The sequence below is a fragment of the Streptomyces sp. AMJ-169 genome (assembly GCF_055597585.1).
In genome coordinates this window covers 62702-82986 of record NZ_JBVLTJ010000012.1, presented here as the reverse complement: position 1 = coordinate 82986, position 20285 = coordinate 62702, and the positions used below count along the sequence as shown (strand labels likewise).

Annotated in this window: 15 protein-coding genes and 1 pseudogene; 6 read left to right on the top strand and 10 right to left on the bottom strand. The window is 73.0% G+C overall.

Annotated elements, in window-relative coordinates:
• Nucleotides 1-125: 125 nt before the first annotated feature.
• Complete coding sequence (locus ACYUD3_RS27505) at nt 126-1343, bottom strand: acetyl-CoA C-acetyltransferase (RefSeq protein ID WP_470975177.1); 1218 nt, start codon at nt 1341-1343, stop codon at nt 126-128.
• A 101-nt stretch (nt 1344-1444) separates the two neighbouring features.
• Nucleotides 1445-2488: an SGNH/GDSL hydrolase family protein gene (locus ACYUD3_RS27500; RefSeq protein WP_470975174.1), complete on the bottom strand. Its 1044-nt coding sequence runs from the start codon at nt 2486-2488 to the stop codon at nt 1445-1447.
• 149 nt (nt 2489-2637) lie between these two features.
• On the opposite strand from ACYUD3_RS27500, the gene ACYUD3_RS27495 reads away from it, so the two are divergent.
• The gene (locus tag ACYUD3_RS27495) at nt 2638-4026 is read left to right on the top strand and encodes a cystathionine beta-synthase (RefSeq protein WP_470975171.1); all 1389 of its coding nucleotides are present in this window, start codon (nt 2638-2640) and stop codon (nt 4024-4026) included.
• A gap of 409 nt (nt 4027-4435) precedes the next feature.
• Here the strand turns inward: ACYUD3_RS27495 and ACYUD3_RS27490 are convergent, their stop codons facing one another.
• The 3 genes from ACYUD3_RS27490 to ACYUD3_RS27480 all read right to left on the bottom strand — a co-directional run bounded on the left by ACYUD3_RS27490 (nt 4436) and on the right by ACYUD3_RS27480 (nt 6632).
• Nucleotides 4436-4867 (bottom strand): hypothetical protein, encoded by a 432-nt coding sequence (locus ACYUD3_RS27490; protein WP_470975168.1) that lies wholly within the window; start codon nt 4865-4867, stop codon nt 4436-4438.
• Between the two features lie 34 nt (nt 4868-4901).
• The gene (locus ACYUD3_RS27485) at nt 4902-5888 is read right to left on the bottom strand and encodes an STAS domain-containing protein (protein WP_470975166.1); all 987 of its coding nucleotides are present in this window, start codon (nt 5886-5888) and stop codon (nt 4902-4904) included.
• 66 nt (nt 5889-5954) lie between these two features.
• Nucleotides 5955-6632 carry a carbonic anhydrase gene (locus ACYUD3_RS27480; RefSeq protein WP_470975163.1) on the bottom strand — a complete coding sequence of 226 codons (678 nt, stop codon included), beginning with the start codon at nt 6630-6632 and terminating at the stop codon, nt 5955-5957.
• Nucleotides 6633-6865: 233 nt separating this feature from the next.
• Between ACYUD3_RS27480 and ACYUD3_RS27475 the strand changes: the two genes are divergently transcribed.
• Nucleotides 6866-7708, top strand: a complete 843-nt coding sequence (locus ACYUD3_RS27475) for a MurR/RpiR family transcriptional regulator (protein ID WP_470975160.1) — start codon at nt 6866-6868, stop codon at nt 7706-7708.
• A 983-nt stretch (nt 7709-8691) separates the two neighbouring features.
• On the top strand, nt 8692-9276 hold the full coding sequence (locus ACYUD3_RS27470) for a hypothetical protein (RefSeq protein WP_470975158.1): 585 nt from the start codon (nt 8692-8694) through the stop codon (nt 9274-9276).
• 523 nt (nt 9277-9799) lie between these two features.
• On the opposite strand, the gene ACYUD3_RS27465 is transcribed toward ACYUD3_RS27470, so the two are convergent.
• The 5 genes and pseudogenes from ACYUD3_RS27465 to ACYUD3_RS27445 all read right to left on the bottom strand — a co-directional run.
• Nucleotides 9800-10174 carry a roadblock/LC7 domain-containing protein gene (locus tag ACYUD3_RS27465; RefSeq protein WP_470975156.1) on the bottom strand — a complete coding sequence of 125 codons (375 nt, stop codon included), beginning with the start codon at nt 10172-10174 and terminating at the stop codon, nt 9800-9802.
• A gap of 14 nt (nt 10175-10188) precedes the next feature.
• The gene (locus tag ACYUD3_RS27460; RefSeq protein WP_470975153.1) at nt 10189-10695 is read right to left on the bottom strand and encodes a roadblock/LC7 domain-containing protein; all 507 of its coding nucleotides are present in this window, start codon (nt 10693-10695) and stop codon (nt 10189-10191) included.
• Between the two features lie 40 nt (nt 10696-10735).
• Nucleotides 10736-12508 (bottom strand): hypothetical protein, encoded by a 1773-nt coding sequence (locus ACYUD3_RS27455; protein ID WP_470975150.1) that lies wholly within the window; start codon nt 12506-12508, stop codon nt 10736-10738.
• A 913-nt stretch (nt 12509-13421) separates the two neighbouring features.
• Nucleotides 13422-13859 carry a hypothetical protein gene (locus ACYUD3_RS27450; RefSeq protein WP_470975147.1) on the bottom strand — a complete coding sequence of 146 codons (438 nt, stop codon included), beginning with the start codon at nt 13857-13859 and terminating at the stop codon, nt 13422-13424.
• 671 nt (nt 13860-14530) lie between these two features.
• Nucleotides 14531-15823 (bottom strand): annotated as a pseudogene (locus ACYUD3_RS27445) (type III PLP-dependent enzyme domain-containing protein); the annotation flags it as partial.
• Between the two features lie 203 nt (nt 15824-16026).
• On the opposite strand from ACYUD3_RS27445, the gene hutU reads away from it, so the two are divergent.
• The 3 genes from hutU to ACYUD3_RS27430 are packed head-to-tail and all read left to right on the top strand — an operon-like array spanning nt 16027 to nt 20278.
• The gene (gene hutU, locus ACYUD3_RS27440; protein WP_470975144.1) at nt 16027-17691 is read left to right on the top strand and encodes a urocanate hydratase; all 1665 of its coding nucleotides are present in this window, start codon (nt 16027-16029) and stop codon (nt 17689-17691) included.
• Nucleotides 17692-17741: 50 nt separating this feature from the next.
• Nucleotides 17742-18944, top strand: coding sequence for an allantoate amidohydrolase (locus tag ACYUD3_RS27435; RefSeq protein WP_470975727.1), 1203 nt, complete (start codon nt 17742-17744; stop codon nt 18942-18944).
• The gene (locus tag ACYUD3_RS27430) at nt 18941-20278 is read left to right on the top strand and encodes a formimidoylglutamate deiminase (protein WP_470975141.1); all 1338 of its coding nucleotides are present in this window, start codon (nt 18941-18943) and stop codon (nt 20276-20278) included. The genes ACYUD3_RS27435 and ACYUD3_RS27430 overlap by 4 nt, the downstream gene beginning before the upstream one ends.
• The last annotated feature ends 7 nt before the right edge of the window (nt 20279-20285 follow it).

Genomic DNA, 20285 nt, shown 5'->3' with positions numbered 1-20285 from the left:
ACATCCTGGGGGAGATTGGATCACAAATCGGCCCGGAGTTCGGGTGGTTCCCGTACTCCGGGCCGTGGGGTGACCTCAGGTGTCCCGTCGGTCACACAGGGCTCGCCAAGGGGCGTGCGAAAGGGCTAGCTCAGGCGCTCGACGACCATCGCCATGCCCTGGCCGCCGCCCACGCACATCGTCTCCAGGCCGAACTGCTTGTCGTGGAACTGGAGGGAGTTGATGAGGGTGGTGGTGATGCGGGCGCCGGTCATGCCGAAGGGGTGGCCGACGGCGATCGCGCCGCCGTTGACGTTCAGCCTGTCGATGTCGATGCCGAGGTCCCGGTAGGAGGGGATGACCTGCGCGGCGAACGCCTCGTTGATCTCGACCAGGTCGATGTCGCCGATGGTGAGCCCCGCCCGGCGCAGCGCCTGCTGCGACGCCTCGACCGGGCCCAGGCCCATGATCTCGGGGGAGAGGCCGGAGACACCGGTGGAGACGATCCGGGCGAGCGGGGTCAGGCCCAGCTCGGCGGCCTTGGTGTCGGACATGATGACAAGGGCGGCGGCGCCGTCGTTCAGCGGGCAGCAGTTGCCGGCCGTGACCAGCCCGTCGGGGCGGAACACCGGCTTCAGCCCGGCGACGCCCTCCAGGGTGACCCCGGCGCGCGGGCCGTCGTCCTTGGACACGACCGTCCCGTCCGGCAGCGTCACCGGCGTGATCTCGCGCTCCCAGAACCCCTTCTTGATGGCTTCCTCGGCGAGGTTCTGCGAGCGGACGCCGAACTCGTCCATGTCCGCGCGGGTCACGCCCTTGGCGCGGGCCAGGTTCTCGGCGGTCTGGCCCATCGCGATGTACGGGTCGGGGACGAGGCCGTCCTCGCGCGGGTCGTGCCAGTCCGAGCCGGCCGACTCGGCCACCGCCGCCGTACGGGCCTCGGCGTCCGCGAAGAAGGGGTTGCGGGCGGTCGCGATGTCCGAGCTGCCGTTGACGTACCGGGACACCGTCTCGACGCCGGCCGAGATGAACACGTCGCCCTCGCCGGCCTTGATGGCGTGCAGGGCCATGCGGGAGGTCTGGAGGGAGGAGGAGCAGTAGCGGGTGACCGTGCAGCCCGGCAGGTGGTCCATGCCCATCTGCACGGCGACGATCCGGCCGAGGTTGTGCCCCTGCTCCCCGCCGGGCAGCCCGCAGCCCAGCATCAGGTCGTCGATGTCCCGGGGGTCCAGCTCGGGCACCTTGGCGAGCGCCGCCTGGATGATCGTCGCGGTCAGGTCGTCCGGCCGCAGATCCTTCAGCGAACCTTTCACGGCACGGCCGATGGGGGAACGGGCGGTCGAGACGATCACGGCTTCGGGCATCACGGCTCCAGAGGGCTACGACGATGTGGGCGCTGCTTGGAAGTTACCCGGCCGTATGGCCTGGGTCACGATGCTGGAGGTGTGCCCCTGGCCACACCTTTCTAAGCGCTTGCTTTCCGGACAGGGGGTGACGGGAACAGATCGGGGGAAGCCGCCTCCGCCGCCCGCCGCCGCCTGCGCTTCAGCAGCGCCCACGGCCCCCGCGACCCCGCCGCCATCGCCGCCGTGACCTCCGTACCCGCCTCGGCCGCCGCCTCCGCCGCCGCCCGCGCCACCGGCAGGAACCCCTCCCGCCGCGAGACGTCGGGCCGCTCCTCCTGCGCCGGCCACAGCCCCAGCGCCGCGCACAGCGTCGGCAGCACGGCCATCGCGGCGGTCGCGTACCCCTCCACCGACGGGTGGTACTGGTCGGGCCCGAACAGCTCACGCGGATGCGCCTCGAACTCCGGGCCCAGCAGATCGCCCAGCGAGACCGTCCGCCCGCCCTGCTCCACCGCCCCGATCGTCTGCGCCGCCGCCAGCTGCCGCGACGCCCGCCGCGCCAGCCAGCGCAGCGGCTGCCCGACCGGCTCGATCGTCCCGAGGTCGGGACAGGTGCCCACGACCACCTCGGCGCCGGCCGTCCGCAGCCGCCGCACCGCCGCCGAGAGATGGCGCACCGAGCGGGTGGCCGGCATGTGGTGGGTGACGTCGTTGGCGCCGACGATGATCACGCAGATGTCCGGCACCTGTTCGGCCGAGCCGAGGACCAGGGCGACCTGCCGGTCGAGGTCGTCGGAGCGGGCGCCGGGAAGCGCGACATTGCGCATCCGCACCGGACGCTCCGCGACCGCCGCGAGCCCCGAGGCCAGCAGCGCGCCCGGCGTCTGGCTCGCCCGGTGCACCCCCTGCCCGGCGGCCGTGGAGTCCCCGAGCAGCACCAGATGCAGCGCGCTCTGCCCGTCGGCGGCGTACGCGGCCCCGTACAGCCCGTCCGCGTGCGGCACCCGCGTCTCGCCGTTGCTCTCCACATGCCGGCGCGCCCACTGCGCCTCCGCCAGCAGCAGCCCGACGGCCGCCGCCCCGGCCAGCCCGATCCCGCCACCGCCGTAAGCCGCGCCCGCCGCGATCCGCCGGGCCACCCGGGCCCTCGACATGCTGGTCATACCTCGCCGCCACCTCCCTCGTCGCCGTACACCCACTCCTTGCCCCGTACGCACCGCCGCCCAATCTCACCAGGGAGTGAACGGTTCCGGCGGGCCGTAGGCTGGCTGAACCATTACGACCGCTTTTTGGCAAGCAACCGGAGACAACGGTGCAATTCCACGACTCGATGATCAGCCTCGTCGGCAACACCCCGCTGCTGAGGCTCAACAGCGTGACCAAGGGCATCCAGGCGACCGTCCTGGCCAAGGTGGAGTACTTCAACCCGGGCGGCTCCGTGAAGGACCGCATCGCCCTGCGGATGATCGAGGCGGCCGAGAAGAGCGGGGAGCTCCGGCCCGGCGGCACCATCGTCGAGCCGACCAGCGGCAACACCGGGGTCGGGCTCGCGATCGTGGCCCAGCAGAAGGGGTACAAGTGCATCTTCGTGTGCCCCGACAAGGTGAGCACCGACAAGATCAACGTGCTGCGCGCGTACGGCGCCGAGGTCGTCGTCTGCCCGACCGCCGTCGACCCCGAGCACCCCGACTCCTACTACAACGTCTCCGACCGGCTGGTCCGTGAGACGCCGGGGGCGTGGAAGCCGGACCAGTACTCCAACCCCCACAACCCCCTCTCGCACTACCACTCCACGGGCCCCGAGCTGTGGGCGCAGACCGAGGGGCGGATCACGCACTTCGTCGCGGGCGTCGGCACCGGCGGGACGATCTCCGGGACCGGCCGGTACCTGAAGGACGCCAGCGAGGGGCGCGTCCAGGTCATCGGCGCCGACCCGGAGGGGTCCGTGTACTCCGGCGGCTCCGGGCGGCCCTACCTCGTCGAGGGCGTCGGCGAGGACTTCTGGCCCACCGCCTACGACCGCACGGTCGCCGACGAGATCGTCGCGGTCTCCGACAAGGACTCCTTCCAGATGACCCGCCGCCTCGCCAAGGAGGAGGGGCTGCTGGTCGGCGGCTCCTGCGGGATGGCCGTCGTCGCCGCGCTGCGGGTCGCCGAGCGGCTCGGCCCGGACGACGTGGTCGTCGTGCTGCTGCCGGACAGCGGGCGCGGGTACCTGTCGAAGATCTTCAACGACGAGTGGATGGCCGACTACGGCTTCCTGGAGGACGAGGGGCCCAGCGCCCGCGTCGCCGACGTGCTCAGCGACAAGGCGCACGGCGCGATCCCGTCCCTCGTGCACATGCACCCCGAGGAGACCGTCGGCCAGGCCATCGAGGTGCTGCGCGAGTACGGCGTCTCGCAGATGCCGGTCGTCAAGCCGGGCGCCGGGCACCCGGACGTGATGGCCGCCGAGGTCGTCGGCTCGGTCGTCGAACGCGAGCTGCTGGACGCCCTGTTCAACGGGCGCGCCTCGCTCGGCGACCCGCTGGAGAAGCACATGTCGGCGCCGCTGCCGCAGGTCGGCTCCGGGGAGCCGGTCGGGGACCTGATGTCGGTGCTCGGCACGGCGGACGCCGCGATCGTCCTCGTCGAGGGCAAGCCGACCGGGGTCGTCAGCCGCCAGGACCTGCTGGCGTTCCTCGCCAAGGGCGGCAAGTGAGTTGACGGCGGCGGGCGCCAACTGCCGGTGAACGTGCGGTGAATCGCGCCCTCTGACGGGAAACTTCCGTTCGCCCGGCTCAGGGGTGAGGTTCGCGGAAGTGGTACGAGCGTGTCACGTCCGCGCAGCACACGCTTAACACGCGTCCGGCAGATTGGTGGTTGTCGGCGAGGGCGGGAGCGGCTCCCCTCCCAAGCCGGCAAACCGAACGGCGTCACGGACCTCCGGAGCGGCTCCCGGACCTCCACCGACGCCACGGACGCGCAGACCCGGCTCCGCCGGCCCGCGTCCCTCGCGGGGACCGCCGTCGTCCCGCCCCCCGTCACAGGGGGTGCGGCGGTCCCCGCGCAAGCTTCCCGGTACGACGCCGGGCCCGTCCTCCAAGGACGGGCCCGGCGTCGTCGTATCCCTAGGCTTCCCAGCGGTCCTTCTTCTCCCGCCGGTCGCGGAAGTGCTCCAGCAGGCCGGGGGTCGAGCGGAAGGCGTGGACGCCGTTGACGCCGACGATGCCGGCCCAGGTGAAGATCAGCCCCGGCAGGCCCGCGTTGCTGACGCCGATCGCGGAGAGGGGGATCGCGAGGACCAGGGAGACGATGCCGAAGCCGAACCGCTCGCCCCAGGTGTCCGTCGCCTTCGGGTCGCGCGCGTCGCGGGCCACCGCCATCTGCTGTTCGGCGAAGGAGCGGCGGACCTTGCGCTCGACCGCGCCGTCGATGCTGCGGTCGACCTTCTCCAGGAACGACTCGACCAGCGCCGCGTCGTACTCCTCGCCCAGCTCCCTGCGGGCGTGCAGCGTCGCGTCGAGTTCCTTCTTCAGTTCGGTGTCATGCCCCGTGGTCATCCCGGTCTCCTCATCCGCTCGCGGCCCCTCCAGGCTAGGGAGCGGGTGCCCCGGCCGCACTGGGGATAGCCCCCCTGTCCGGGGAGGGGGGTGCCGGAAGGACGCCCAGGGACTCCAGGGCGTGCCGGTGAGGGCGGCCCACCTCGCTCAGCCGGACCTCGATGCCCCGGCCGCGCAGCTCGCCCACCGCGTCCTTCAGGGCCAGCGCCCCGGTCGCGTCCACCGCCGTCACCCCCGACAGCCGCAGGTCCAGCGCGCCGACGCCGTCCACCTCGGCGAGGTCCCTGCGGAAGCGGTGCGCCGCCGCGAACAGGAGGGGGCCGTCGAACCGGTAGGTGACCGTGGCGGTGCCGGGGAGTTCGTCGGCCGCCGCCGGCGTGAGACGGGTCCGGTGCGCCCTCGCGCGCAGCGCCAGCAGCAGCGAGACCGCGAGCCCCAGGAGGAGGGCGCGTACGAGGTCCAGGGTGATTGTCGCCGCCGCTGTGAGGACGAGGACGGCCGCGTCGCCGGGGGTGGCGCGCAGCAGGGCCCGTACGGTGGCGGGCTCGGTCATGTGGACGGCGGCTGCCAGGAGGACGCCGGCGAGGGCGGGGTGGGGTCCTGCCACGAGGATCGCCGCCGCCGGGACGAGGGCGAGGGGCGGTTTCCAGCGGGCCAGGGCCAGCAGGAGGGCGGTCGTACCGGCCGATAAGCAGAGGGTGGGCCAGTGCGGGGCCGTCGCGAAGCTCTCCGCCGCCCGCGCCGCGATGAGCGTCGGCCGGCCGCTGTGGGGGAGCGGGGTGCCCAGGGCGTACGGGAGTTGCTGGAGGGTGACGACGGCGGCGGTGCCCAGCGTGAAGCCGGCCAGGACGGGGGCGGGGACGCAGGAGAGGGCGGCGAGGGTGAGGGCGAGAGCCAGGAGGAGGGCGTCGGTGAGGAGGCGGGGGGTGCTGGTGGTGGGGTGGAGGGAGAGGGGGAGGGTGGTGGCGGCGAGGGTGAGGGGGGTGAGGGTGTGGAGGCGGGTTTTCAGCGGTGTTTTCAAGGGGGTGTTTCTTCTGTGGGGCGTGCGCGGTGTTCGTCTGTGGGGCGTGCGCGGTGTTCGTGGCGCTCACGTCAGGAGGGACACCAGGCCGGTGTCGAGGTCGAAGCGGGCCGCCGTCACCTGGGCGGATGTGAACGCCGGGTCCGCGCGGATCGCGTCCCGTACCCAGCGGGTGTGCGCGGTCATCGTGTGCTCGGCCCAGTCCCCGGGGTGCGCGCGGGTGCGGTGCGCGGCGGGGGAGATCTCCTCGACGAGGAGTTCGAGGTGGCCGGGGACGTCCGCGCCGGTGCGGATGTGCTCCAGGGTCGCCGCGATCGCCCCGCACCGCTCGTGCCCGAGGACCAGCACCAGCGGGATGCCGAGTTCGACGACGCCGTACTGGACCGACCCGAGCACGGCCTCGTCCAGCACCTGGCCCGCCGTCCTTATGCACAGCAGGTCGCCGAGGCCCTGGTCGAAGACCAGCTCGGGCGGGACGCGGGAGTCGACGCAGCCCAGCACGATCGCGTACGGGTGCTGCGCGGCGGCCAGCGTACGGCGCAGCCCCCGGTCCTCGTGCGGATGGCGCGATCTGCCCTCCGCGTAGCGGCGGTTGCCGGCGAGGAGTTCGTCGAGGGCGGCGGGCGCGGTCGCCGGCGGGCCGGGGCGGGGCTGGCGTACGACGCGGGTGGCGGCCGAGGCGGGGGCGGCGGCCAGGGCGCCGACGGTGGTGGCCGTCAGAAAGGCCCGGCGGTTCGAGGGCATGACGCTTCCTCAGGGTTGTGCTTGAGGGGCCCTGGTGGAGGGTTGATTTACGTTACGCATCCGTCTCGTCACCCTGGGTGGCTTTTCGGGGTACTTGACACAATCGTGTTCAGATCATCGACGGCTCTTTGGGAGGGGCGCCCGGGTGGGGCCGGATTCCCGTGGGCGGCGCGCGCCTGTATAACAACATGCACCATCGATGAACTGTGAATAACCGTGAGGGGGACCCCGACGTGAGCGTGTCCGACGGACCGGCCGCCCGTCTCCAGGCGCTCTTCGAGGGGCACCGGCTGACGCCGACCCAGCGGCGCATCGCCCACAGCATGGTGCGGCGCGCGGCCGATGTGCCGTTCCTGTCGAGCGTGGAGCTGGCGGAGCTGGCGGGGGTGAGCCAGCCGTCGGTGACCCGGTTCGCCGTCGCCCTAGGCTTCGACGGCTACCCCGCGCTGCGCCGTCATCTGCGCGAGGTGGCTCCTGCGGAGCGGCCGCCGGCCGCCGTCGCCTACAACGCCTATCAGCAGGCGGTGGAGGCGGAGATCGAGAATCTGCGGCAGTTGGCGGAGGCGTTGGCGGATCCGGAGCCGGTGCGGAGGGCGGGGCGGCTGCTGGCCGCTTCGCGTCCGCTGCCGGTCCTTGGCCTGCGGGCGGCTGCTTCCCAGGCGTACGGGTTCTCGTACTTCGCGGCGAAGGTGCATCCGGATGTGCGGTTGCTGGATGAGGGGGGGACGCTGCTTCAGGATCGGATCGATGCGAGTGTGCGGGCGGGGGCTAGTGCGTTGCTGTGTTTCGCGTTGCCTCGGCATCCTCGGGAGGTGGTGGATGCGTTGGAGTATGCGAAGGGGGCGGGGTTGCGGGTGGTGACGGTCGCGGATTCCGCGTTCGCGCCGGTCGCTCGGTGGTCGGATCTGTTGTTGCCTGCGGGGGTGGGGACGGGGTTGGCCTTCGACACCGCTTGCGCGCCGATGTTGTTGGGGCGGGCGTTGTTGGAGGCGATGTGCGATGACTTGCCTGATGCTCAGGCTCGGTTGGAGGAGTTTGATGTGGGGGCTGTGGCTCGGGGGTTGTTTGTGGAGTGAGGGGGGTTGGGGGGAGGGGGGTTTGGGGGAGGGGGCTTTTTGGGGTGGGGGGTGGCGGGAGCGGTAGGGGGTGGGGGTGCGGTGGGGTTCGGGGTGCGGGTGGGTTGTAGCTGGTCGCGCCCACGCGGCGGAGCCGCACATTGATACAGCCCCGCGCCCCTGGGGTGGTTGCGGTTGCGGGGTTTGCTCCGGGCCGTTTGGTGTGGTCGCGCCGGCGTGGCGTTGGCCGGGTCCGGGCGTCGGGGGTGGGCCGTCGGGGTGAGGGCGTGTCATCGGCGCGGGGCATGCTCGGTGGGTCGGGGGTGGTGTGCGGGGGGACTTGGGGAGGGCTGCCGGTTCTGTCTGGGGGCGGGATTCTCATGGGCCCGCCGGTCTGTCCCGGCCGCGTCGGTTGCTCCCAGCTTTCCGCGGCTGCTTCAACTCTTCCGGCTCCGTTGGTCTTATGCCCTTCCAGCTTCTCCGGCTCTTCCCGCTCTTTCCGCTCTTCTGGCTTCGCTGGGCTTCCGGCCCTCGGTCTCTCCGGCTCTTCCCTCTGTTCCGGTTTCCGCTGGGCTTTCGGCCCTCCGGCCCCTCCGGCCCCTCCGGCCCCTCCGGCCCCTCCGGCTCCGCCGGCCCTCCCGCCCTCCCGCTCTTCCGGTCCTCCGCCTCCCGGATCTGTCGGCCTCTCTGCCCCCGGCCTCCCAGCCTTGTCGGCGTTCCGTCCGCCTTCTGGCCGGCGCTGGAGCGGGTGCCGAGGCTCTTGTGTCCGGCGACTGTCTGATCCCGCCAGTTTGTCCTGTCCCGCTGGTCTCCCTGTCCTGCCGGTCTCTCCGTCCCGCCGGTTCTCTCGTCCTCCCTGTCCCGCCGCTCTTCCGTTCCGTCAGTCCTCCCGTCCCGTCGGTCTCCCTGCCCCCTCGCCCCCGGCGGAGCCCTTCTCAGGCTCGTCTCACGTTGGGTCGCTAGCTTGCCGGACCGGCGGGAATGGCGATGCGGAGGCGGGAAGTATGGCGCGCGGTGGACAGGGGCTGGCTCGGGTGGCGGTCGTCGTACGGGCGGGGGCCGCGCCGCTCTGGTGGTGCGGGGTGTTCGCGGCCGGGATCGGGGTGCTGGTACCGGGGTTCACCGGGCGGCGGATCGGAGTGCTCGCCGGGGCCGCGCTGTTCATCGTCGGCGCGTTCGCCGTCGGCCGGATCCGGCGCGGACGGTACCGTACGCTCGCCCGGGCCGCCGCGCGCGCCGGTAAGTACGACGTCCTCCAGGACCGTGCCGTCACCCTGCGGAACTGGCGCCGGGGACACCGCTGGTGGCTGCTGCTGGCCTTCGCCGCCGCACTGCTCAGCTCCTTCGCCGCCCCCGCCACCCTCGGCCTGCTCCTCGCCGGCTGCGCGACGGGCCTGCGCTGGAAGGCGTCGTGGCTCGGACGGCGCGAGCGGGAGGAGGGGGCGCTGCTGTGGGTCCGGGTGGACTGGCTGGACCACTTCGGGGGGCGGCCGGCGGGCAAGGGGGTCAAGGGGTATCGGGGGACGGGGGTTGGGGCGGGGGATGCGGGGTTGGGTGGGGGGCGGAGGAGGGGGTCGGAGGGGGCCTAGGGCGGATGGTCCAGGTTGGGGTGGGGGTCTGAGCTGGCGGGCCCACGAGGCGGATGGTCTGAGGCAGGCGCCTGAGGTGGCGGGCCTAAGAAGCGGCTGGTCTGCGTCAGTTGGCCTGGGGCAGTTGGTCCGAGCCGGGTTGCCCTGAGCTGGCTGGGTTGCGTCAGCTGGTCTACGCCGGCTGTTCCTGGTCAGGCGATCCGAGCCGGGTTGCTTGAGGGCCGGTCCGCGTCAGGTGCTCTGAGCGTGAGGGTGAGAGGGGGAGCAGGGGAGGGGAGCCGGGCGGGGCGGGTGTTCAGCCCCAGATACCGGCGTCTCCCCGGACACCAGCACCCTTCACTCACGCCCCCGTCAACTCCCCTTGCTCTCTAGCCCGCTAAGCCCCCTTCAGTTCCCCTTGCCCCTTGATCTCCTGCCCCCTGCCTTCCTGCCCCTCGCTCTCCCCGTAACCACCCCCACCCCCACCCCACCCCAGCCCTGCCCCACCGCAGAGCCGGTCGGTCGGTCCGTCGGACGGGTGGGCTCAGACCTCCAGTTCCTCCTCGATCCGCTTCAACTGATGCCGGGCCATCGCCAAGTTGGCCCGCTTGGAGTCCAGGACCAGGTACAGGAACAGCCCGTTGCCGCCGCGCCCGGTGAGGAGCCGGATCAGGTGGTACTGGTCGGAGAGCGTGATCAGGATGTCCTCGATCTGGCCCTTCAGGCCCAGGTGCTCCATCGTCCGCAGCTTCGCCCGGATCACATCCGTGTTGCCCGCGGCGGCCACCGTGAGGTCAAAACTCTTGCTGCCGCCCAACGTGCCGAGCGCCATCCCGCTGGTGTAGTCGACGAGCGCGACCCCGGTCGCCCCCTCGATCGACGCGAGCGCTTCCTTCAGCGCGGTCTCTGTGTTGGCCATGACTGGAATTCCTCTCAGTTCTCTTTCGGTGTACGCGCGTTGGAGTGCTGCGCGCGGGTCGGTCGGGTTCTCAGCGGCGGCAACGGCGCCGGCGGCGTCACGGGCTGCGCCGTCTCCCGGTCGTGCCGGGCCTCTTTGGCGGCGGCGTCGACCAACTCGCCCACCAGGGCGGCCACTCGACGCCCTTCGAGATGCAGCCGGCCGACGTTCACCCGGTCCTGGGCGAGCAGCGTGAGGACGGCCGACTCGCCGGCCGCGTACGTGGCGACGTACCCGTACACACCGCGTACGAGCAGCTCACGCAGCTCGCCCTGACCGGTGGCGTCGGCCATGCGGACGGCGACCCCGAGCCCGGCGGCGGTCAGCGCGGCGACTCCCTCGGGTTCGGCGCCGGGCATGTCATGGGCGAGCACCAGCCCGTCCACGCTCGCCGCGAGCGCTCCGGTCAGCTGGGGCATCCGGGCCCGCAACCGCCGTAACTCATCGGTCAGTTCGGCTTCGGCAAGTACTCCGATCGCCATCAGCTCTCTCCTCTCGCCAAGCGGACGCCGCCGCTGCCGCTCAAAGGGCCTCCAGCGCATCTCTGAGCCTTTTCAGCAGGGGGATGTCGGGGTGGGGGTGGGGTGGTTGGGGGGTGGTTGGTGTGGGGGCGGGGGTGATGGGGGGAGTGGGGGTGCCGGGGTTCGGGTCGGTTTCGGGGGCCGCGCTGATGCCGGGGGTGGGGTTCGTGGTGCTGCTGGGGGGTGCGTCGGCGCCGGGGCTGGTGCTGGTGCCGGTGGTTGGGCCGGGGGCGGCGCCTACGCCGGTGCCGGGGACGGGAGTTGGGGCGACGCCTGCGGCAAGGCCGGCGCCGGGGTTTGGGGCGATACCGATGCCGGGGTGCCCGTCGGCTCCGGGATGCGCGCCGATGCCCGGATCTCCGACGGCGGCAACGCCGATGGCGGGGGCTGAGACGATGCCTGCATCGCCGCCGGTGCCCCTGCCCGAGCCAACTCCGGTGTGTGCAGCGGCGCCGCTGCTTGAGCTGGTGCCCGGACTTGTGACGGTGCCTGCCCCTGCGCGGGCACCGGGGCTCGTGACGATGCCCGCGCCAGCGCCACTGCCCCCACCCGCGCCAACTCCTGCCCCTGCGGCGGCACCGCTGCTTGCGTTTGGGCCGACGCCGACGCCTGCGTCAACTCCGCTGACCGCACCGGTACTTGTCCCCACGCCGCTGTCGCCATCCGCGCCAGGGCCGGTGCCGGGGCTTATGGCGATGCCGGTGCCCTTGCTCGCGGCAACTCGGGTGCTTGCGGCGGCACCGCTGCCTGCACTTGAGCCGGTGTTCGCGCCGATACCGGGACTCGTGGCGGCGCCGCTGCTTGTGCTTGAGCCGGTGCCCTTGCCCGAGCCAACTCCGGTGTGTGCAGCGGGGCCGCTGCCTGTGCTTGAGCCAGCGTTTGTGTCGGCGCCGGTGCGCTTGCCCCCGCCGATGCCGGTTCCCCCGCCGGCTCCGCTGACCGCACCGGTACCTGCTCCCACACCGCTGCCGCCGCCCCCGCCAACTCCGCCGCCCGCACCGCTACTTGCTCCGGCACCTCCGCCACCACCCGCGCCGCCACTCCCCGCCCCGGCCCCCCTACCTACCCACGCACCCCCACCAACCCCCTGCAACACACCCCCCGCCCCAACCCCCCTGAACTCCCGCCCCGCCACCCCCGCCGGAAACTCAGGTGCTATCGGTGCCACGAACCCCGCCGCCGCCAGTCGCCGTACGTCCACCAGGGTCAGGAACGCCCGCCGCCCCAGCCGCCGTGAGATGTCCGAGGCCGTCCGCACGCCGTCCACCTGGGCGAGTACCGCCCGCTGCCGCGAGGGGAGTTGATGGTCGAGGGTCCGTCCGGTGCGGCGTAATGGCGCTCCGTCCGTACGGCCGTCCGGCCACAGGCGGTGCAGCAGGGCGCGGCGGCGCAGGGTCTCGCGTTCCAGGGCCGGTACGGACACGGGACGCAGACCGCCGAGCCGGTGCCCGGCGCCCGCCCGGAAACGGGCGGGCGTATTGCTCGGCGCCAGCGCGAAGTACGCGGCGTCGAAGAGCGCCCCCAGCCCACAGATCTCCAGCGCCCCACGCGGCACCCGCCCCGAGTCCGCCAACTGCCGTACGACGCCCCGCTGTTCATCGGAACGGTCGACGGCCTCCTGCCACCCGGCGAGGTCCAACAGACCGCCCGCCAGCAGGAGTACGTCGATGCCGGGCGCCAACGGACTCTCCGCGCCGACCACTTGCCCCTGCTCCAGATAGAGCGAACCGCACTCCCGCACCAGCACCCCACTGGCCCGCTCAGCGGCAAGCACCGCCAGCCCACCCCCGGGTTCCCGCTGCCGCGAGGGCAACGCCGCAACAGCCGCTCTCACGCGCCCGCCCACCCATACGCACTCGCGCGTTCACCAGGACCCGCAGGTTCGCTCGCGCCTACGAGCCAGTTGCCGACCCGCCCGCTCAAGCCCGCGCGTTCGTTTGCGCCCGCGGCCCTTTCGCGAGCCCGCCCCCAGATGCCCGCGTGTCCGTTTGCGCCCGCCGCCCTTCTACGAGCCCGCCCCCAGATGCCCGCGTGTCCACTCGCGCCGGCCAGACCGCTGCCCGTCGGCTTCCTCGCGCCCGCAGACTCGCCCGCGCCCACGCTTATGTCCGCGCGTTCACCGACACCAGCCCACCCGCTCGCGCCCGCCGGCTTTCTCGAGCCCGCAGACTCGCCCGCGCCCACGCTCATGCCCGCGCGTTCACCGACACCAGCCCACCCGCTCGCGCCCGCCAGCCTCCTCGAGCCCGCAGACTCGCCCGCGCGTTCACTGCTGCCCGCGCGCTCGCTTGCGCCCGCCAGCCCGCCGCCCGCCCTCCCGTCAGTGCCCGCCCACTCGCCCGCGCCCCCCGGTCCCCTTCCCGCCCAGCTTCTTGTGCCCGTCAGCCCGCAAACGCCCGCGCGCCCGCAAACGCCCGCGCGCCCGCAAACGCCCGCGCGCCCGCAAACGCCCGCGCGCCCGCTCGCGCCAGCCGCCCCTCTGCCCACCGGCCCGCTCACGCTCACGCGTTCACCAATACCCATGTGCTCACTCGCGCCCGCCGGCCCCCTGCCACCCCACCCCCGCATACCCGCACGCTCCCCAACCCCCGCACGCTCCCCAACCCCCGCCGCCCCCCACGCCCCCGCCCACTCGCCGGCGCCCCCACCCCACCCACACCCCACCCCGCCTATGCCACACATCCCCCTCATCCCAGCACCAACCGCCCCGCCATCTCCCCAAGCCTGATCCGCGCCAATGCCAGATTCCCCTCGCGGCGGCCCAGCCAGACGTGCAGGAAGACTCCGCTGTCGAAAGGGGTCCGGATGAAGCGCAGGAGGTGATAGCTGTCGCGGTTGCTGATGATCAGGTCCTCGACCGGAGGTTCGGTGCCGGCGTCCGGGAGGGTGCCGCCCTCAAGAGACTCTGTGGGCCCCTCCGAGAAGGACCCCTCCGGCGCGAACGCCCGCTGTTCCGCCGCCAGTCGGGCGACCTCCGCCGCCTCGGCCGCCGCCGCCTCATGGTCCCCGCCGGGAAACTCCCCGACCGTCCCCAGAGCCAGCCCACTGGTCCAGTCGACCAGCGCGGCCCCCCGGGCACCGGGCAGGCGCATGGCCTCCAGCAGACACTCGTCGATTCCGGGCACCCCGGGCTCCCCTCTCGGCTACGGATTTCGGCTGAGTGAGGAAGACACTACGCACCGTACGGTGGGCGGGTGGTGCTTCTGGCATTTTCCATCGGAACATGCCACCGGACTAGTAACGTCGGTCGACTGGCCGGATTCTCAAGGGAGTTGACGGAACCCGGCGAAACGACAACTGCCGCACACCCCCACGGGCGTACGGCAGTTGACCCCCGTCACGGAGGCGTACGTCAAGGGCGCTCGGAAGCGCGCAGGGTGGTGAGCGAGTCGACATGCGCCCCACCGGCCTCGGCCACGATCTCCGCCACCGACTGAGCCTCCCGCACAACAGCGAAGACGACCCCTCCGGCCTCGCCGCCCCCCACATCACCCCGGGCCCCGCTCCCCGCCCGGTCCCCGGACCCGCTCCCCGAGCCACCCCCGGAACCGCTCCCTGCCCCGCCCCCTGGCCCGCCCTCCGAACCACCCGCGAAGCCATCCGCCGAGCCGCCCCCGAAGGCGCCCTCTGAGCCGCCCGCGAAGGCATCCCCCGCCCCACCCCCGAAGCCATCCGCCGAGCCGCCGCCCACATCACCCCGGGCCCCGCCCCCCGACCCCCCGGAACCGCTCCCTACCCCGCCCTCAAGCTCACTCCCCGAGCCACCCTCGAAGACACCCCCCGCCTCACCCGAGCCGCCCCCGAACCCTTCCCCCACAAACCCATAAACCCCAGGCCGCCCCAACGAGTTATACGCATAGTGATGCGCGAAGTAATACGCCCCCGTATCCAGCACCCCCACAAAATCCCCCTGCTCCAGCAACGGCAACCCCCTCCCCACCGCCAGCAGATCCCCCGCGAAACAAGCCGGCCCCGCCACGTCCTGGATCACCTCCGGCCCGCTCTTGGCCCGCCCCTTCCCGTCGTACGCGGCGATCCGCAGCGGCCACTGCTTCGGGGCGTACACGGTCCGTGTCGCCACCTGCACCCCCGCATGGGTCACCGCGATCCGCCGCCCGCCCGCGCTCTTGGCGTACTCGACGCGCGCCACGATCAGCCCCTGCTCGGCCAGCAGCGCCCGCCCGAACTCGGTGACCAGGCCGTACCGCCCGCCGAACAGCCCCGGCACGGCCTCCCGCAGCAGCTGGGCGTACTGCTGGAACGTCGGCGCGGTCTCCTCGGAGGCGAAGTTCACCGGGAGCCCGCCGCCGATGTCGACGGTGTCGACCTGCCGGCGCCCGGCCCGCCGGTTGATCTCCTCGGCCAGCGTGTACACCTCCGCGACCCCCCGCGCGAGCAGCGTCAGCGGCACCCCCTGCGAGCCGGTGTGCACATGCAGCCGGTTCAGCCACGGGCGCCGCGCGTACGCCCCGAGCACCCACTCCCGCGCGCCCTCGTCCCGCAGCGCCACCCCGAACTTCGAGGTCGCCGTGGCCGTCGACAGCGCCTCGATCGCCCCCGCCCCCACCTGCGGATTCACCCGTATCCCGACGGGAGATCCGGTCGGCGCCAGCGCGTCGATACGCGCCAGCTCCTGCGGACTGTCCGCGTTGACGGCGATCCCCAGCTCCAGCGCCTCCCGCAGCTCCGCCGGGGTCTTCGCGGGCGAGTCGAACACGACGGCCTCGTACCCCACCCCGGCCGCCCGCGCCAGCGCCAGCTCCCCGGGGGAGGCGACCTCCGCGCCGATCCCGGCGTCCCGCAGCAGCCGCAGCACCGGCACGAGGGGGGCGGCCTTGACCGCGAAGGCGTGCAGGACGGGGGTGCCGGGGGGTACGACGTCGTCGAACGCGGTCTTCAGCCGCGCCGCCGCCTCCCTGATGCCGACGACGTCCAGGAGCCCCACGACCGGCGAGTCCGGTCCGAGCAGGCCCTGTTCTACGGCCGCCCGTACCGCGTCGTCCCGGCGCGCCGCCCGTCCGCCGCCGCATCCGTCACTCGCCGTCCGCCGCACAATCAGCCCCCGTGGGTCGCCGTCTGGTCGGAGCATGCCCCCTCGCGCGGGCGGCGCTGCCCCTCATACAAGCCAAACACCCGTGCGGCCCGCGTGTCGGTTCCCCGAGGAGTTGACCGGTTCCGTATTGACTACTTCTATTCACGAGACCAGGATGTGAATAACAAGCCCATATGCCAGACCGTACGCAAGACAGTGCGCAAGCCCATACGCGTGTCCGCGCCCCCAGGAGGCAGCCCATGTCAGGACCCCGGCCCGTCCGAGCCCCCCGCGGCACGCAGCTCAGCACCCTGGGGTGGCAGCAGGAAGCCGCCCTGCGCATGCTCCAGAACAACCTCGACCCCGAGGTCGCCGAACACCCCGACAAGCTCGTCGTCTACGGCGGCACCGGCAAGGCCGCCCGCGACTGGCGCTCCTTCGACGCGATGGTCCGCACCCTCCAGGGGCTCAAGCAGGACGAGACCATGCTCGTCCAGTCCGGCCGCCCGGTCGGCGTCATGCAGACCCACGAGTGGGCCCCGCGCGTCCTCATCGCCAACTCCAACCTGGTCGGCGACTGGGCCAACTGGGAGGAGTTCCGCCGCCTGGAGGCCCTCGGCCTGACCATGTACGGCCAGATGACCGCCGGTTCCTGGATCTACATCGGCACCCAGGGCATCCTCCAGGGCACGTACGAGACGTTCGCCGCCGTCGCCGCCAAGAAGTTCGGCGGCAGCCTCGCCGGCACCATCACCCTCACCGCCGGGCTCGGCGGGATGGGCGGCGCCCAGCCGCTCGCGGTGACCATGAACGACGGCGTCGCCCTCTGTATCGACTGCGACCCCCGCGCGATCGAGCGCCGCATCGAGCACCGCTACCTCGACGTCCGCGCCGACTCCCTGGAGCACGCCCTCGCCCTCGCGACCGAGGCCCGCGACGCCCGGCGCCCGCTCTCCATCGGCCTGCTGGGCAACGCGGCCGAACTGGTGCCCCAGATGCTCGCGATGGGCGCCCCCATCGACATCGTCACCGACCAGACCTCCGCCCACGACCCGCTGTCGTACCTCCCCGTCGGCGTCGCCTTCGAGGACATGGCGGACGCGGCGGCCAAGGACCCGGCCGGGTTCACGACCCGGGCCCGGGAGTCGATGGCCCGGCACGTCGAGGCCATGGTCGGCTTCCAGGACGCCGGCGCCGAGGTCTTCGACTACGGCAACTCCATCCGCGGCGAGGCCCAACTCGCGGGCTACGAGCGGGCGTTCGCGTTCCCCGGCTTCGTCCCCGCCTACATCCGCCCCCTCTTCTGCGAGGGCAAGGGCCCCTTCCGCTGGGCCGCCCTCTCCGGCGAGGCCTCCGACATCGCCAAGACCGACAAGGCGATGCTGGAACTCTTCCCCCAGAACGAGTCCCTGGCCCGCTGGATCAAGCTCGCCGGCGAGCGCGTCCACTTCCAGGGCCTGCCCGCCCGGATCTGCTGGCTGGGCTACGGCGAGCGGGACAAGGCGGGCGAGCGGTTCAACGACATGGTCGCGAGCGGCGAGCTGGCCGCGCCCCTGGCCATCGGCCGCGACCACCTCGACTGCGGCTCCGTCGCCTCCCCCTACCGCGAGACCGAGGCCATGCGCGACGGCTCCGACGCCATCGCCGACTGGCCGCTGCTGAACGCGATGGTCAACGTGGCGTCCGGCGCGTCCTGGGTCTCCCTCCACCACGGCGGCGGCGTCGGCATGGGCCGCTCGATCCACGCCGGCCAGGTCACCGTCGCCGACGGCACCAAGCTCGCCGGCGAGAAGATCCGCCGCGTCCTGACCAACGACCCCGGGATGGGTGTGATCCGGCACGTGGACGCCGGCTACGACATCGCCGAGACCGTCGCGACGGACCGCGGCGTCCGTGTCCCGATGCGCGAGGGCGGGGACGCGTGACCCGGTCCGCCCCCATAGCGCCCACCTTCACCCCGCCCACCTTCCAGGAGATGTGGCGCCGGCTCCTGCCCGTCGGCCGGCACCCCGGCTCCCGCGGCTACCGCCGGTTCGCCTGGACCCCCGCCGACGCCGAGTGCCGGTCCTGGTTCCAGGAGCAGGCCGAGTCACGGGGCATGACCTACGAAGTCGACCGCAACGGCAACCAGTGGGCCTGGCTCGGCGACCCCGCCGCCGGTGACGCCGTCGTCACCGGCTCGCACCTCGACTCCGTGCCCGACGGCGGCGCCTACGACGGCCCCCTCGGCGTCGTCTCCTCCTTCGCCGCCCTCGACGAGCTGCGCGCCCGCCGCGTCCCCCTCGACAGGCCCCTCGCCCTCGTCAACTTCGGTGACGAGGAAGGCGCCCGCTTCGGGCTCGCCTGCGTCGGCTCCCGGCTCACCTCCGGCCGGCTGACCCGCGCCCAGGCCCACCAGCTCACCGACGGCGACGGCATCACCCTGCCGCGCGCGATGGAAGCCGCCGGGTACGACCCCGACGCCATCGGCGCCGACCCCGAACGCCTCGCCCGCATCGGCGCGTTCGTCGAACTCCACGTCGAGCAGGGCCGCGCCCTCGACCTCTCCGGCGACCCCGTCGGCATCGCCAGCGCCATCTGGCCGCACGGCCGCTGGCGGTTCGACTTCCGGGGCGAGGCCAACCACGCCGGCACGACCCGGCTCGCCGACCGGCGCGACCCCATGCTGTCGTACGCCGAGACCGTCCTGGCCGCCCGCCGGGAGGCCGAACTCGCCGGAGCCGTCGCCACGTTCGGGAAGATCTCCGTCGAGCCCAACGGGGTCAACGCGATCCCCTCGCTGGTGCGCGGCTGGCTCGACTCGCGCGCCGCCGGACAGGACACCCTCGACCAGGTGATCGACGGCATCCAGCAGGCCGCCCACGCCTACGCCGCACAGCACGGCGTCGAACTGGACGTCGTCCGCGAGTCGTTCACGCCCGTCGTCGAGTTCGACCACGCCCTGCGCGACGAACTCGGGCGGATCCTGGGGGCCGGCACCGATCTCACCGTCCCCGTCCTCGGCACCGGCGCCGGGCACGACGCCGGGATCCTGTCCGGGCACGTCCCCACGGCGATGCTGTTCGTCCGCAACCCGACCGGCGTCTCCCACTCGCCCGCCGAGTCCGCGCGGGAGGACGATTGCGTCGCCGGAGTGACGGCGCTCGCCGATGTGCTGGAAGGGCTGGTTCGCAGGTGACGAACGCGCGGACGTACTGGTTGGAACAGGCCTGGCTCGACCCCGTCGTCGAACCCGGGGTCCTCCTTGAGGTCGCCGACGGACGGATCACCGCCGTGCGGACCGGCGTCGAGGCGCCCCCGCCCGGCGCCGAGGTGCTCCGGGGGCTCACCCTCCCGGGGCTCGCCAACGCCCACTCCCACGCCTTCCACCGCGCCCTGCGCGGCACCGTCCAGGTCGGCTCCGGCACCTTCTGGACCTGGCGCGACGTCATGTACTCCGTCGCCGGCAAGCTCGACCCCGACAGCTACCACGCCCTCGCCCGCGCCACCTACGCCGAGATGGCCCTGGCCGGCATCACGGCCGTCGGCGAGTTCCACTACGTCCACCACACCCCGGCCGGCACCCCGTACGCCGACCCCAACGCGATGGGCGAAGCCCTGATCGCGGCAGCCGCCGAGGCCGGGATCCGGATCACTCTCCTCGACACCTGCTACCTCGCCGCCGGCTTCGGCGAACCCCCCAACCGCCACCAGCTCCGCTTCTCCGACGGCGACGCCGACACCTGGGCCGCACGCTCTTCACTTCTCAAGGAACGAGACCACGCCCGCGTCGGCGCGGCCATCCACTCCGTACGGGCCGTCCCCGCCGGGCAGTTGAGCACCGTCGCCCAATGGGCGGCCGGCCGCGCCGCCCCCCTCCACGTCCACCTCTCCGAGCAGACCGCCGAGAACGACGCCTGCCTCGCCGCCCACGGCCGCACCCCCACCCGGCTCCTCGCCGACCACGGCGTCCTCGGCCCCCGCACCACCGGCGTCCACAACACCCACCTCACCGACGAGGACATCGCCCTCCTCGGCCGCTCCGGCACCGGCACCTGCATGTGCCCGACGACCGAACGGGACCTCGCCGACGGCATCGGACCGGCCCTCGCCCTCCAGCGGGCCGGCTCCCCGCTCTCCCTCGGCTCCGACAGCCACGCCGTCATCGACCTGCTCGAAGAGGCCCGCGCGATGGAGCTGGACGAACGGCTGCGCACCCGCGCCCGGGGCCACTGGACGGCCGCCGCCCTCCTGCGCGCCGCCTCCGCCGACGGCCACGCCGCCCTCGGCTGGAGCGACGCCGGAAGCCTCGCGCCGGGCGCCCTCGCCGACTTCACCACCGTCGCCCTCGACTCGGTCAGGACAGCGGGCCCGCTGCCACGGCTGGCCGCCGAGACAGCCGTATTCGCCGCGTCGGCGGCAGATGTGCGGCACACGGTCGTGGCCGGCCGGCAGGTCGTACGGGACGGGGTCCATACCCTTGTCCCCGATGTGCCGCAGGCGCTCGCACGAGCGATCGCCGCCCTCCGCTGACCTTCGC